Source organism: Pseudomonas sp. (genome assembly GCF_050739775.1).
In the GTDB taxonomy this organism is placed as follows: domain Bacteria; phylum Pseudomonadota; class Gammaproteobacteria; order Pseudomonadales; family Pseudomonadaceae; genus Aquipseudomonas.
On the sequence record NZ_JBOICA010000032.1, the window covers coordinates 47,649 to 61,761 of the forward strand.

Consider the following 14,113-nt stretch of genomic DNA (forward strand, 5'->3'; position numbering starts at 1 on the left):
CCATGATCGAGCAATCCCTCATCGCCAGGCTATCGCCCTTGGTGGGCGGCCGCGTTTACTTCGGCGTTGCCCCGGCCGATGCCGAGCAGCCCCGCCTGGTGATCCAGACCATCAGCAGTGATACAGGGTTCACCCTGGCCGGCTGGGATGGCTCCAAGGATCTCACCATTCAGCTCGACGCCTGGGGGGAGAGCTTCCTTCAGGCGTTGACCCTGGCCGGCGAGGCTTTCGCGGTCATGACCACCGACGGCGATGACTTCACCACCGGCAGCGCAGATCGCCTGCCGGACGTTTTCGAAGATGACACCAAGCTCTTCAGCGTCAGCTGGGAGTACACCCTGCAACCATAGGAGGCCACATGGCCGCGCAGAACCCAACCAAAGCGAAGTTCGTCAAAACGCAGGGTACCCAGCTCAGCGTTTCCAAGACCACCACCCTCGACCCAGCCGAGGTCGGCCTCGAGTTCGCGGACCTCTCGGTTACCATCAAGCAGCCCCAGTTCCAGGGCGGCCAATCGGACGAGATCGAAGTGACAACCCTGGCCAGCGAGGCCAAGGAATACACCGTGGGCCTGGCTGACAACGGCACCTTCAGCATGTCCGGCAACTGGAAAGCTGACGATGAAGCCCAGACCGTGCTGCGCACCGCCCGGGACGATGGCGAGCCGCGGGCATTCAAGTCGGTGTTTAAGGACGGTACGTCCTCTGAGTTCCTTGGCCTGGTTACCCAGTTCACCTGGGACGCTGCACCCAACGGTACCGTCAACGGTACCTTCAACGTGCGCATCACCGGTAAGGTCGGCTTCAAAGTGCCGCCGGTGGCCCCATAATGGCGCGCGCAAAGGCTGCAGGCGCACAAAGCCTGCGCACCATGGCGCTCGACCCTGCTCGCAACTTCAAGCATGAGCTGCTGGACGTGCCGGAGTGGGATGGCGCAAAAGTCGTCGTGATGGCGCTGAGCGCTGGTGACTGGGCCGAGTATCGCCGCCGTGCCGCTGCTGCCGTGGCCGCCGCTCGCGCAGCTGTTGGGCTGAGCGAAGTTCCTGCAGAGGAAGAAGGTGAAGCCCCGGCCGCGCGCCTGGTTGATATCGATTCCTCGCCGCTGTACGCCTTCGTCCTAGTGCGCACCCTGCTGGATGAGTCGCACGCTCGCATCTTCGAGGATGCAGATGTGGAGACCGTGGCCAAGGCATTCAGCCCTGTACACGACCGCCTGGTCGGCAAGGCCTTCGAGCTCAGCGGCGTTGAGGCTGGCGCTGGCGCTCAGGACCCAGTGGAAGCAGCGGGAAACGACTGACGGAGGAGCCGGAGTTGGCGTTCATGCTGACTCTGGCCCTCCGACTGGGCATGACGCTGCAAGACCTGCGGGAGCGCATGAGCGCTGAAGAGCTGTTCCTGTGGATGGCCTACAACGAGGAATCCCCGCTCAGCGATGCCCGGGGTGATATCCAGGCCTCGATCATCGCCGCATCCACACTCCAGGCCCAGGGAGCCAAGGTCACACCGATGGACATGATGCCGAAATGGAGCCCGGAGAGAGGGCACCCAGCCGGAGAGGCGCCGGAGGAAGGAGAGGAGCTGTTCAAGGCATTCCTCATGGCGAGCGTCGACAGCGAGTAGTTTGGGCAGGGAGTGCTCGAGTTTTTCAGCAGTTAGAGCAGGTGTTAGAGTCGCGACGTCCAAAAGGAGGTTGCGGATGACTTTTATTCTATGGGTTGCGACGGCTGTAGTTGTCGTGTTTGTGATCGGGCTTTGTCGTGGGTTTGCAAAGACCCCAGGGTCCGAAAGGCTGTTGCGATGGACTTTGGCGCTCGGATGCATGTTTGTCGGGGGGATGTGGTGGGGGAGCCATGCCTTGTTTGGTGAGCGGTCCGACTCCGAGGTTAAGCTCGATGAAGCTGTGTTCTCATCCTACTCGAAGGAGCAGTATCCAAAAACTTACCAGGCTTGGGGGGGAAAGTGGCGTTGAGCGCATTAAGGCGACTGAACGAACCGCTGCCTTGAAAAGCGCCAAGCAGAGGAAATGCGATCAGGTCGATTATGTTGGTCTGTCGGATCGCATGAGCAGCCCGCCATTTGGCGTTGTTGTATTTGTTGATTGTCGGAATAAATGGCGATTCTATGTCGACCAGGACGACAGAATCCTGATCACCGAAAAGAGAAATTAACCCGCTCCGGCGGGTTTTTTAATGCCTGGAGAAAAGCATGTCGGGTCAAACACTTCGCTCCTTGATCGTCAGTGTTTCCGCTGAAACAAGTGCATATCAGCGCGAAATGGCCAGAGCTGGCCGCATGGGGCAGAGTTATCTCCGGACTGTAACTTCTGGCAACCGGGACGCGACCAGTTCATGGCGCTCGCAGGAGGCCGCCGTGCGCGCCCAAGGCGCCGCGATGCAGTCGCTCACCTCCACGGTTGGAAGCTATGCAGCAGCTATGGCTGGCGCATTGGCAGTAGGGAATGTCATCCATCAGGCTGACTCTTGGAACCAGGTCAATGCCCGGCTGAAACAGGCCGCCACCAGCACTGAAGACTTTGCCGTCAGTCAGAAGTCACTGTTCGAACTTAGCCAGCGAGCCGGAACAGTGTTTTCAGATAACGCCGGACTTTTCAGTCGCTCTGCGTCCTCGATGAGGGAGTTCGGGTATTCCACTTCTGACGTGCTTGGTGTTACAGAGGCGCTTTCGCTGGGACTTCAGGTTTCGGGCGCAAGCTCTGAGGGAGCCTCGGCAGCCATCACGCAGTTCTCCCAGGCGCTGGCGCAGGGTGTGTTAAGGGGCGAGGAGTTTAACTCTATCGCGGATAGCGGTGATCGAGTTCTCCGCGCCCTTGCAGCTGGGATGGGAGTCGCAAGGAAAGATCTGAAGGCTATGGCAGACCAAGGTCTGATCACCATCGACAAACTTGTCCCAGCCCTTATTAGCCAGCTTGGCGTGCTGAACGATGAGTTCGGCAAGATGCCTCCATCAGTCAGCAGATCCGCTACTTCGTTGAACAACGCTTTTCAGGCATGGGTTGGTGGGGCTGACGCTGCTACAGGAAGCACCGGAGTCTTGTCGGGTGCAATCGAGTTTGTCGCGAAAAACATGGATGTGCTTGCGGCTTCCGCACTCACCGTCGGCGCCGCATATGGAGGGCTAAAGGCTGGCGAGTTCATCAAGAGCCTTTGGGCCCAAGTTGGCGCCATTCGAGAAGCAAGCTCGGCTGAGATTGGGCGCACCAAAGCGCAGCTTGATGCCGCCACGATGGCGGTTCGCCGGGCTGGCGCCGAGACGCTGGCAGCAGAGGCTCAGGTCGCTGCGACCAGATTTACTGACGCCCATGCTGCAGCGCTTGGTCGATTACGTATTGCGCGCTTAGAGGATGCCCGGGCAGCCGCTGCTCAGGCTGCTGCATCATCTGCCAGTGCGGCAGCGACTTCAGTTGTTGGTCGAGCTGGGGCAAGTCTTCTTGGGGTTCTCGGAGGGCCTGCGGGGCTTGCCTTGACTGCGGGCGCAGTAGCGGCCAGCTACCTGCTTTTCAGCGACAACAGCGAAAAGGCTCGAAAAGCTACTGTCGACCTGAAGCGCCCCGTTGAAGAGCTCCGCAAGGAGTTCGCCGAGCTGGGAAAAGAACAAGCTCGCTATAAGTTGGATGGGGTGCTGCAACAGCAAGCAGACGCGCAGGTTGCCGCACAGAAGGCGCTGAGGGAAATTCGCGCCTCTGCCCAGGCAAATGACAAATGGGGTGATACCTTCGAGGCAAACCCATTTCAGCGCGATCGAGCCGTCACAGATTTCAACCGCCGAATTGTCGGCGGGCAGGATATTGATTCGGCAACTCAGCAGCTGGTAGCCGCGATTCGACCCAGCGAGGAGATGACCAAGGCAATCAACGCCACGGCTGCAGCTTATGGCGAGGCGGTCAAAGCGTCGGGCGAATATGGTGACGTGGCCAACATGCTGCGCGGCAGGCTGGACGATGTCGCTACGGCCGCAGCTCAGGCTGGCGCTGGCCTCAAGAAAATTGAAGGCCCTGACCAGAAGACGGTGGACGGCTGGAACACGTACACCAAGAATCTGGTCGAGCGCCTGCAGTCGGTGCGCGATGGCGGCGACCTGGCCGGTGAGATCAATCGGCGCATCGAGCGTGAGGGCGTTGACCCCAGCACGGCCGAGGGCTGGCGCATCTTGGCAACGGCGATCAAGGGGTCAGAAGCGGCTGCCAAGGCTTCCGAGGAGGCCCAGCAGAAAGCCAAGAAAGCATCGGAGGATATCCAGCGGCAGGCCGAGCGCCTGAACGATGCCTACAGACAGACCCTGGCCAATCTGACCCAGCAAGTCGCGCTCTATGATGAAACGACTGAGCTGGGCCGGTTGCGTTACGACTTGGCCAACGGCGAGCTCTCCAAGCTCAGCGACCGGAACAAGGCTTTGCTCGAAGGCAAGGCTATCGAGCTTGATGCGCTGAACGCCCGCAAGGCTTACGACGGGCTGATGTCCAGCCTGCAGAGCAAGGAGCAGGCTCTACTCGCTACCACGCGCGAGCGGATGAAGGTTCTGGAAACGGCCAAGCGCGCCGGCACCCTGAACTCGGACCAGTACCGGGCGGGCGCTGATGCGATCTCCAAAGCGACCCTCACTGAGGCGCCGGAGTATGGCGGTCTCGATGCTTCTGTCGCCGGGGCTTCCGGTGAGCTGATCAAGATCGCCGAGGCCGAAGCCGCGCTCAAGAAGTGGCACGACAAGCAGCTGACGCTGCAGGCTGAGCTGCGCGACCAGATCCTGGCCGACCAGCAAAGCACGAATGAACAGCGCCTGGCTGCCGAACAGCAGTACCTGGATCGCGTAGCGGATATCACCAGGACCAACAACGAGCGCCTTTCCGGCATTCAGGATTCGTACAAGGTGGCGGTGGTCAGCACCTTCAGCGAGCTATCGGGTCAGGCGGCGGACATGGTCGGCAAAATCGCCGGCGAACAGTCCGGGGCTTACAAAGCCTTGTTCGTGGCGCAAAAGGCCTTCGCGGTCGCTTCGATCATCATGAACGCACAGATCGCCGCGGCTAAAGCGCCGGCCGAGCTGACGGTGCTGGGCGGTATTCCAGTGGGGGCGGCGCTGCTGGCGGCTGGTTACGCGAACGCCGGCATGGTCGCCGGCATGGCCCTGGCCGGATTTTCCAGCGGCGGTTACACCGGTGACGGCGGCAAGTTCGAGCCAATGGGGGTGGTGCACGGTGGGGAGTTCGTCCTGCGCAAGGAAGTGGTGCAACTCCCGGGCATGCGCGACTACCTCGAGGGCCTGAACAAGCGCGGCTATGCCTCTGGCGGCTACGTCGGGTCGGCTGCTGCGCCTGCTTCGCTCGGGTATTCAATGCCACCTGTCGCCGATGGCGCTACCGCAGCGCCGCGAATTTCCATCCACATCAGTGGCGACGGCACGGGCGGCTCGGTTGCATCCACTGAGGGCTACGAGGCCATGGGCCAGGCCCTGCTCAGCACGGTGCGCCAAGAGATGCCCAAGGTCGCTCGGGGCGTAATCATCCAGGAGAAGGGCCAGAACGGCCTGCTTGACCCCAGCAATAGGAGGAATGGGTGATGCCTGAAGTATTCACCTGGTCCCCGCGGGTGGGTTCGAGCGGGGACGTACAGGCCAATGTGCTCACGTCCCAATACAACAACGGCTACAGCCAGCGTCTGTCGGTCGGGATCAACAACCTGGCCGGGTCTCATCAGGTTTCGTTCACGGGGACTGAGGCCTATCTAGCACCGATCCTGGCGTTCTTCATTCGCCACAAGGGCGCGATCAGCTTCCTCTGGAAGCCACCTTTGCAAGCCCAAGGTCGGTACATCACCACGGGTGGATGGCAGACGGCGAGCCACGGCAAGGGGCGATACACGCTCAGCACCACCTTCCAACAAGTCTTTAGTCCATGAGGTAAAGCATGATCACGGCAGACGACCAGAAGCTTGAGCCCGGCGACCTTATCCAGCTGCTCGAGCTGGACGGTGAGTCGCGGGGCATGGGCACTCTGCGCTACCACGCACATCAATGGGATGGCCCGATCTACTGGAAGGGACAGGCCTACCTGCCAAGGCCGTTCGAGGTTGGCGGCTTTGGCCGTGGCGCCGAGGGCAACACCAGCACCCCAATGTTGAAGCTGGGCAACCTCGACGGCGTCATCACGGCCCTATGCGTTCAGTTCCACCACCTGGTGGGGATCAAGGTCACTGTCCGTGAGACGTACGCCAAGTACCTCGATGCCGCTAACTTCCCTGGCGGCAACCCGACGGCGAGCGACCAAGAGCGCACCAGCATTTCGTTTATCAACGTGCCGACCAGCATCGGCCGGAAGGAGATTGTGTTCGGCCTGGCGCCGCCGACCTCGGTAAAGGGGCAGATGCTGCCTGGCGGCTTGATCATGAACCGCTGCGAGTGGTGTCTGTGGGGTGAGTACCGCGGGCCCGACTGCAACTACACCGGCATCAAGATGTTCGATGCCGACGGCAACCCCGTCGACGATCCCGCGCTGGACCGGTGCGGTGGGCGCCTGAGCGATTGCAAAAAGCGTCACGGCGAGAACAACCCTTTACCCTTTGGTGGCGTCCCTGGCGCCGGCCTGGTGTGACCATGAACAAGACTTTGCTGAAGCAGGTGCAGGCCCATGCCCAGGCCGAGCTGCCCCGCGAGTGCTGCGGGGTGGTGATCCGGGAGAATGGCCGGCGCGTGTACGTGCCGTGCCGCAATGACGCCCAGACGCCAAGTGAGCACTTCATCATCAACCCCGAAGACCAGTGTGCAGCCGAAGACCGGGGCGAAATTGTCGAGATCGTGCACAGCCATCCGAATGCGCTGGCCGTGCCCAGCATGGCCGACCGCGTCAGCTGTGAGCTGCACGGCGTGCCCTGGTTCATTCTGGGCTGGCCGGAAGGCGATACCGCCACCATCAAGCCGGAGGGCTACCAGGCCCCGTTGCTGGACCGTGAGTTTCATCATGGCATCCTCGATTGCTATGCCCTGGTGCGCGACTGGTACGCCCGGGAATGGAACATCGACCTGCCGAACTTCCCGCGCCGTGATGGCTGGTGGAACGAAGGCGAAAGCCTGTATGCACGCTACTACGAGGAGGTCGGGTTCTATCGCGCGGCCAACCTGCGCAAGGGTGACCTGGTCGTAATGCAGATCGCCGCCCAGGGAGGTGCCATGCCGGCCGCGCCCAACCACGCCGGGGTTTACCTGGGCGATGGCTTGATATCGAGTGTGCCGGATCTGCATGCGGCGCCTGGCACCTTCCTGCATCACCGCTATGGCAAGAAGTCTTCCCGGGATGTGTATGGCGGAATGTGGGCCGAGCGCACCGTGATGATTCTTCGCCACCAACGTGCACCTGAGGACGCCTGATGGCTATGCCAGTCCCAGCCCCAGCCTTGCCGCCGGTTGTTGCCGTTCGCCTTTATGGTGTCTTGGGCTCGCGCTTTGGCCGGGTTCACTACCTCGCAGTCGCATCCTGCAGCGAGGCGATTCACGCCCTGTGCGTGATGCTGCCGGGCTTTCGGCGCTTTCTGCGCCTGGGGCATGAGCGGGGGCTTGAGTTCGCGGTGTTCCGTGGCAAGCAGAACCTCGGTGAGAGCGAGCTCGAAATGCGCTCGACCCAGGGCGGCGACATCCGCATCGCACCTATCGTGGTCGGCAGCAAGTCCGGCGGCTTGTTCTCCACCATCGCCGGTTTCGCCCTGATCGTGGTCGGCGCCATTACCCAGCAATACTGGCTGGCCGCGATCGGCGCCGGTCTCATGCTGGGCGGGATCGCAATGAACATGGCACCTTCGACCGCAGGTCTGCTGGGCGAGGAGGGCGACGGCAACAAGTCGTCCTATGCATTCGGCGGCGCCGTAACCACCACGGCGCAGGGGCGCTGCAAGCCACTGCTCTACGGTGAGCGAGATGTGGGGGGCGCCCTGGCCTCGGCGGGCATTTATGCCGAGGACCAGGTCTGATCAAACAGCTCCAACGAACCGCCTTCGGGCGGTTAATGAGATGGTCACCCCCGACACCCTGCGAGGGCTACGCTTTCGCAGGGTGTTTTTATTCGGAGACCATCACCATGGGCGACTTAGCGTTGGTCGGTATCGACCTCGGCAAACATACTTTCCACCTGCATGGCCAAGACAAGTCGGGGCGAGAGTTGTTTCGCAAGAAGTGTTCGCGACAGCAGATGATGCGTTACTTCGGCAACCTCCCAACCTGCACAGTGGTGATGGAGGCCTGTGCCGGAGCGCACTTCGTCGCTCGCGAGCTGATGTCCATGGGGCATCAGGCCAGGTTGATTTCTCCGCAGTTCGTTAAGCCCTTCGTCAAGGGCAACAAAAACGATTTCGTTGATGCCGAAGCGATTTGTGAAGCCGCTTCGCGATCATCAATGCGCTTTGTTTCGCCCAAAACTGAGGCTCAGCAGACACTTTCAGTGTTGCACCGTCTGCGCGAATCGCTGGTGGGTGAGCGCACCAAGGCAATCAACCAGATGCATGGTTTCTTGCTTGAGTTCGGCATCAGCCTTCCGCAAGGATTAGCCATGATGAAGCGCTTGGCCAGCATCCTGGCGGAGCATGAGCTTCCAGTCCGACTGACAGTCCTGTTGCAGCGCCTGCACGATCACTTCGTCTACCTGGATGAACAGATCAAGGAACTGGATAAAGAGCTGGCTTGCCAGCTGGCCGACGATGATCTAGGTAGTCGTTTGCTGGGCATACCGTGTGTCGGGCCGATCACCGCCAGCCTGCTGGCTGTGGAAATGGGCGACGGCAAGCAGTACGGATGCAGTCGCGATTTTGCGGCATCTGTGGGCTTGGTGCCGAGACAGTACAGCACCGGCGGCAAGGTCAACTTGCTGGGAATCAGCAAGCGTGGCGACAAGAACCTCAGGCGACTGCTAGTCCAATGCTCCCGGGTCTATATGCAGCGGCTGGAGCATCAGAAAGGTCCCTTGGCCGACTGGGTGCGCTCGCTGCTGATGCGACGCCACTCCAATGTGGTGGCCTGTGCCTTGGCCAACAAACTGGCACGTATCGCCTGGGCGATAGCGGCTAACCATACCGAGTTTGAAGCAGGGTCAAGCACTATGGCGGCCTGACCCTGCTGTTGTTGCTGTACCACGAATCACCCTTCAGGTTTTGCGATAGCTGAACAACAGATGATGTAAACGGCCAACCGGCCTGACGAAGAACCTGTCAAAAAAATCGGCTTTTGAAGCCGAGCGGTTTTTAAGGATCATCAGGCGCGACTCTCATCGTGGCGCGGGACTTGTCCCAACAGACGCCGGATAGATTTAAGCAAGCCAACCACATCGCCCGTTAATCAGTATTGCAAAAATGGGGGTGACCATAGATTTTTAATGCCCGGAGGAAAGTATGGGTGCAGCACTGAAGATTCATGGGGCCAAGGGCGGTGAGAGCAAGCCTCGGCAGCCGTACAAGGTACCTGATAGTGCTCTGTCGATCGCCACCGCCAAGATGCTCTACATCATCAGCGAGGGGGAGATTGCCGGGCCGGTCAACGGTGCGCGCTCATTCAAGCTGGACGGCACGCCCCTGATAGCACCGGACGGCAGTGAAGCGTTTCCCGGCACAACCTGGGAGTTCCGTTCAGGCTCAGTTGATCAGGAGCATATCGCTGGTTTCCCTGCTGCAGAGTACGAGCAGTCCGCCGGCCTGCCAGTGGAACTGCGATCGGATGCCCCGTGGACGCGGGCAATTACCAACCGCGACCTGTCCGCTGTTCGGGTTCGGTTGTCCTGGCCACAGATCTGGGAGGTGAAGACCAATGGGGACCAGGTCGGCTACCGAATCGACTATTCCATCGAACTGTCTGTGGATGGCGGGGCGTTCAGCACCGTGCTGTCCGCCACCCTCGATGACAAGGGTACGACTGAATACGAGCGGAGCCATCGTGTCGACTTGCCCCAGGGTTTCAGCTCGGCCGTGCTCCGGCTGCGCCGTCTGACCCCGAATCGAAACGACAGCAATTTCGCCGACATCATGCGGGTGAAGGCGCTCACCGAGGTGATCGACGCCAAGTTGCGGTACCCGAACCTGGCCCTGGCTGCGCTGCAATATGACGCTTCCCAGTTCTCCAACATCCCCAAGTTCAGCCTCCTGTGCCGTGGCCGCATCATCAAAGTGCCCAGCAACTACGACCCGACTAGCAGGGCCTATACCGGTAACTGGGATGGCACCTTCAAGTTGGCTTATTCGAACAACCCGGCCTGGGTCTGGTACGACCTGCTGCTGCATCGCCGGTATGGCCTTGGTCGCCGCATCACCGCTGACATGGTGGATCGCTGGTCTCTGTATGAGATCGGCCGCTATTGCGACGTGATGGTGTCGGACGGAAAGGGTGGACTGCAGCCGCGCATGACCACCAACGTCTATATCCAGGACCAGGCCGAGGGCTATGCCTTGCTGTCGGACCTGGCCGGCGTGTTCCGTGGCAGCAGCTGCTGGAACGGCTCTCAGGTCACGGTCATCGCCGACATCCCAGGGAATGACGACGGCTACGTATTCACTCGCTCGAACATCATTGGCGAGTTTGACTACGGCGCGATCGCGCTGCCGGACCGCCACACCCGCGCCAAGATCGGCTGGGACAACCCGGACAACGAATTCAAGACCGAGCCTGCGGCAGTTACCAACGAAGACATGATCGGCGTGCTTGGGCACCGGATGCTCGACATCGCCCGTTTTGCCTGCACTGTCGAGGGGGAGGCCATCCGTCACGGGGTCTGGGCGTTGAAGTCGGAGCAGTACGAGACCTGGACCGTCCGCTTCACCACCGGCATGGATGGCCGCAACATTGAGCCGGGCTCGATCATTGGTGTAGCCGACGAACTGCTGTCGGGGCGCCCGAACGGTGGTCGCATCAGCGCTGCCACCAAGCGCGTGGTTACGCTCGATATCGATGCCCAGGTGCAGCCGGAAGACCGATTGATCATCAATCTGCCGAGCGGCAAGGCTGAAGGTCGTATCGTCAAATCGGTCGCTGGCCGAGATGTCACGGTGCTGGCCGACTATTCGGAGCTGCCAGAGGCGGAGTGCGCCTGGTCCGTCGAGAGCTCCGACCTGGCCGTCATGCGGTTTCGTGTGCAGACCATCGAGCCGAAGGCGATGCATCAGTGGGAGATCACCGCGGTTCAGCATGAGCCGGACAAGTTCGATGCCATCGACCACGGCGCTCGGGTAGACCCGCAGCCGATCACGATCTTGCCGCCAGGTGTGATCGATCCACCGGCGAGCGTGAGCATCGATGCGCGCAACGTGGTGTCGCAAGGAATCGCGGTCACCACCATGCGGATTTCTTGGCCTGCCGTGAAAGGTGCCATTTCCTACAACGTCGAGTGGCGGAAGGATAACGGCAGCTGGATCAGGCTGCCGTCGACAGGAACGCTTGGTGCGGAGGTTGAGGGCATCTACTCCGGCCTGTACACGGCCAGGGTAAGCGCCGTCAGCGTCATGGATGTTGCTTCGGTGTTCGCTATCAGCGTGGCCACACAGCTGAATGGCAAAGAGGGATTGCCGCCGGCGGTCACCAACTTGGCTGCCCTCAGCGAACTGTTCGCCATCGGTCTGAAGTGGAACCTCCCTGCTGGAGCTGAGGACACCCAGCGGACAGAGATCTGGTATGGCCCAGCCAACGACCTGTCGGCGGCCACAAAGCTGACCGACGTGGCTTACCCGCAGAGCGACTGGAAGCTGCTGGGCCTGGGGGCAGGGGTGCGGTTTTTCTTCTGGGCGCGCCTGGTCGATCGCACGGGCAACATTGGTCCCTGGTACCCGGCGGTCAACGGCACACTCGGCCAGTCTGGCTCAGACGCGGGGCCGATTCTTGAACTGATTGCAGGCCAGATCACCGAGACAGAGCTGGGCCAGGAGCTGATCGGCAAGATCGATGGGTTGCAGGATCAGATCGACATGTTGGATGGGCTGAAGGCCTACAACCCAGACGAGCCATACACAAAGGATCAGATGGTCGTTGTGGACGGGCGGATCTACCAGGCCAAGCAGGGCATTCCTGCGGACCCTGCAGGCGGCAACGCGCCGCCCAACCCCGCACTCTGGACCGATGTCGGTCAGTCGGTTGAGTCCATCAACGGCCTGGCCCAGCAGGTGGCCACCAACACCACCAATATCACCGAGGTGGACGGCAAGGTCATGGCCACGGCCGACAGCATGCAAGCCCTGCGCGCATCCGCTCGTGACGAAGACGCCGACGGTGATCTGGCCGGTGCGCTCCAGCAATGGGACGCCCAGGTAGCGTTTGCGAGCGAAGTGCGGGTAAGTGCCTCCCGCGACTTGGCGAACGTGCGCAAGACCGAGACCTTGGAGGCCACGCTCAAGGGCACGACTGCAGCTGTGCAGACGCTGTCTCAGGCCCAGGTCGCCGCCGACGGCAAGATGTCGACGATGTGGGCGGTGAAGATGCAGCTCAACAGCCAGGGTCAGTATGTCGCGGCCGGAATCGGCCTGGGCATCGAGAATGGCGCGGCTGGATTGCAGAGCCAGTTCCTTGTGCAAGCCGATCGGTTCGCGGTGGTGAACGGCATCAATGGCACACTCGCGTCGCCGTTCGCTGTGCAGGGTGGCCAGGTGTTCATGAACTCGGCCTTTATTCGGCAAGCGGACATTGTGAACCTGATTGTTACGGGGACGCTGCGTAGCGGCGATTACGTTCCTGGGGTGAGCGGCATCATGCTGAACTTTGTTACCGGTCAGTTCGAGTTGAATGGATCCTTCCCGGGCGCGGGGCGTTCGACGCATACGAACCGGTCGCTGCGGTTCTGGGATGCCAACAACATGAAGCGCCTCCAGTTAGGAGACCAGACAGAATGAGCTACGGGCTGACGGTTTGGGATGAACAAGGGAATGTGCAGATGACCACCGATGACTTCACCTACCAGGTGCTGCACAGCCAGGTGTACAGCATGAGCGAGAACGGAGGGGTGCACGTCATCAATGTCTCGGGATTCGATCCTGCAACGTGCTCTGCGGTAATCCTGCCGACAGAGGCAGCGTCCCAGTCGCAGATGGAGTCGACTGCTTACGGGCTTCCCTACACATCGCTGGCCCCGGGAGTTATCACGATCTACGCGGTGCGCCCCGGATCTCCGCCGGCGTCCGGATACTCGTTGTTGAGGTTCCGGCTTCTCGTAATGAGGTTTTCCAATTGAGCTACGGCCTAAAGGTCATCAACGACAGTAGCTACCTGCAGATCGACTCCGACATGCCACGGCTTTGCGTCGTGCACCGGGGGTCGTACTCTGGGATCAGCGGCTTCACCGTGAACTTCCCGCAGCCGGTGACCTCGGCTGAGCCTCCGTGCATCTTCATACGCCCAGCCATGGGCGAATCGAACGTCATGTACGGCAGTATGAACATCCTCGGCTCGCCGGGCGCCTGGACCGGCTTCAGCGTGGCGCTTTCCAATATCACGCACACGACCTCCGGAACGTGGTTTGCAGCGGTGTTCCAGGCAACCACTACCGCCACGTACGGGATGCGGATATGGGATAGCAGTGGCAAGGCCATCTACGACACTGGCAGCCCACCGGTCTCCGTAAGCATGGGTGCGCACGCCTGGTCATATGTCGGCCTGACGCCGCTGGCAATTGGTAATGCGTACACCTGGGCCTGCAGCCTGCCGAGGGCTATCGGGCCGTATGACCACTTCATGATCAACCCATTCTCCCGTTACCTGAACGGCTCGCACCAGTTCGTCTCGATGCGCATGGGCGTGACCGTTGATTATCCAGGCAACCGGTTGGTCCTGTATGGGGTTGGCAGCCCGGCCTGGACTGACATCGGCAGTCACGCGGCTGTCTTTGCCAGGCTTCGCCGGTAATCGAACGTCACAACGCACACCCGCTCCGGCGGGTTTTTTATTGCCTGGAGAATTTATGGCTTGGTACAAAGCAGGTACGGTCGCGCTTACGATCGGCCAGAGCACAGTCATTGGTACTGGTACCGACTTCGCAGCGAATGCCCGTGTGGGTGACGCATTTCGCGGGCCTGATGGTCGCTGGTATGAAGTGACCAATATCGCTAGCGCCACGGTGCTGTCGATCTTCCCGGCGTACCAAAGTGGCAGCA

13 protein-coding genes and 1 pseudogene are annotated in these 14,113 nt (G+C 60.9%); all 14 read left to right on the forward strand.

The annotated features are described in order from the left end of the window. Positions 1 to 2: 2 nt before the first annotated feature. Positions 3 to 350 carry a tail completion protein gp17 gene (gene gp17 / locus ACRESH_RS17560; protein ID WP_431743169.1) on the forward strand — a complete coding sequence of 116 codons (348 nt, stop codon included), beginning with the start codon at positions 3 to 5 and terminating at the stop codon, positions 348 to 350. Between the two features lie 8 nt (positions 351 to 358). Continuing rightward, on the forward strand, positions 359 to 829 hold the full coding sequence (locus tag ACRESH_RS17565) for a phage tail tube protein (protein WP_431743170.1): 471 nt from the start codon (positions 359 to 361) through the stop codon (positions 827 to 829). Continuing rightward, positions 829 to 1,296 carry a phage tail assembly chaperone gene (locus ACRESH_RS17570; RefSeq protein WP_431743171.1) on the forward strand — a complete coding sequence of 156 codons (468 nt, stop codon included), beginning with the start codon at positions 829 to 831 and terminating at the stop codon, positions 1,294 to 1,296. The genes ACRESH_RS17565 and ACRESH_RS17570 overlap by 1 nt, the downstream gene beginning before the upstream one ends. Before the next feature lie 50 nt (positions 1,297 to 1,346). Next, positions 1,347 to 1,619: a phage tail assembly protein T gene (locus ACRESH_RS17575; RefSeq protein ID WP_431743172.1), complete on the forward strand. Its 273-nt coding sequence runs from the start codon at positions 1,347 to 1,349 to the stop codon at positions 1,617 to 1,619. Between the two features lie 585 nt (positions 1,620 to 2,204). Then, positions 2,205 to 5,573 carry a tape measure protein gene (locus tag ACRESH_RS17580; RefSeq protein WP_431743173.1) on the forward strand — a complete coding sequence of 1,123 codons (3,369 nt, stop codon included), beginning with the start codon at positions 2,205 to 2,207 and terminating at the stop codon, positions 5,571 to 5,573. Then, on the forward strand, positions 5,573 to 5,911 hold the full coding sequence (locus ACRESH_RS17585) for a phage tail protein (RefSeq protein ID WP_431743174.1): 339 nt from the start codon (positions 5,573 to 5,575) through the stop codon (positions 5,909 to 5,911). The genes ACRESH_RS17580 and ACRESH_RS17585 overlap by 1 nt, the downstream gene beginning before the upstream one ends. Positions 5,912 to 5,919: 8 nt before the next feature. Next, a complete protein-coding gene (locus ACRESH_RS17590; RefSeq protein WP_431743175.1) occupies positions 5,920 to 6,603 on the forward strand; it encodes a phage minor tail protein L in 684 nt (227 codons plus the stop codon). Between the two features lie 2 nt (positions 6,604 to 6,605). Next, complete coding sequence (locus tag ACRESH_RS17595) at positions 6,606 to 7,376, forward strand: C40 family peptidase (protein WP_431743176.1); 771 nt, start codon at positions 6,606 to 6,608, stop codon at positions 7,374 to 7,376. Then, positions 7,376 to 7,972: a tail assembly protein gene (locus ACRESH_RS17600; protein ID WP_431743177.1), complete on the forward strand. Its 597-nt coding sequence runs from the start codon at positions 7,376 to 7,378 to the stop codon at positions 7,970 to 7,972. The genes ACRESH_RS17595 and ACRESH_RS17600 overlap by 1 nt, the downstream gene beginning before the upstream one ends. Before the next feature lie 107 nt (positions 7,973 to 8,079). Beyond that, positions 8,080 to 9,105 (forward strand): IS110 family transposase, encoded by a 1,026-nt coding sequence (locus ACRESH_RS17605; RefSeq protein WP_431743178.1) that lies wholly within the window; start codon positions 8,080 to 8,082, stop codon positions 9,103 to 9,105. Positions 9,106 to 9,382: 277 nt separating this feature from the next. After that, positions 9,383 to 12,856 carry a host specificity protein J gene (locus tag ACRESH_RS17610; RefSeq protein WP_431743179.1) on the forward strand — a complete coding sequence of 1,158 codons (3,474 nt, stop codon included), beginning with the start codon at positions 9,383 to 9,385 and terminating at the stop codon, positions 12,854 to 12,856. Next, the gene (locus ACRESH_RS17615) at positions 12,853 to 13,194 is read left to right on the forward strand and encodes a hypothetical protein (protein WP_431743180.1); all 342 of its coding nucleotides are present in this window, start codon (positions 12,853 to 12,855) and stop codon (positions 13,192 to 13,194) included. The genes ACRESH_RS17610 and ACRESH_RS17615 overlap by 4 nt, the downstream gene beginning before the upstream one ends. Beyond that, positions 13,191 to 13,865 (forward strand): hypothetical protein, encoded by a 675-nt coding sequence (locus ACRESH_RS17620; protein WP_431743181.1) that lies wholly within the window; start codon positions 13,191 to 13,193, stop codon positions 13,863 to 13,865. The genes ACRESH_RS17615 and ACRESH_RS17620 overlap by 4 nt, the downstream gene beginning before the upstream one ends. A 55-nt stretch (positions 13,866 to 13,920) precedes the next feature. Continuing rightward, positions 13,921 to 14,113, forward strand: a pseudogene (locus ACRESH_RS17625) (pyocin knob domain-containing protein); the annotation flags it as partial.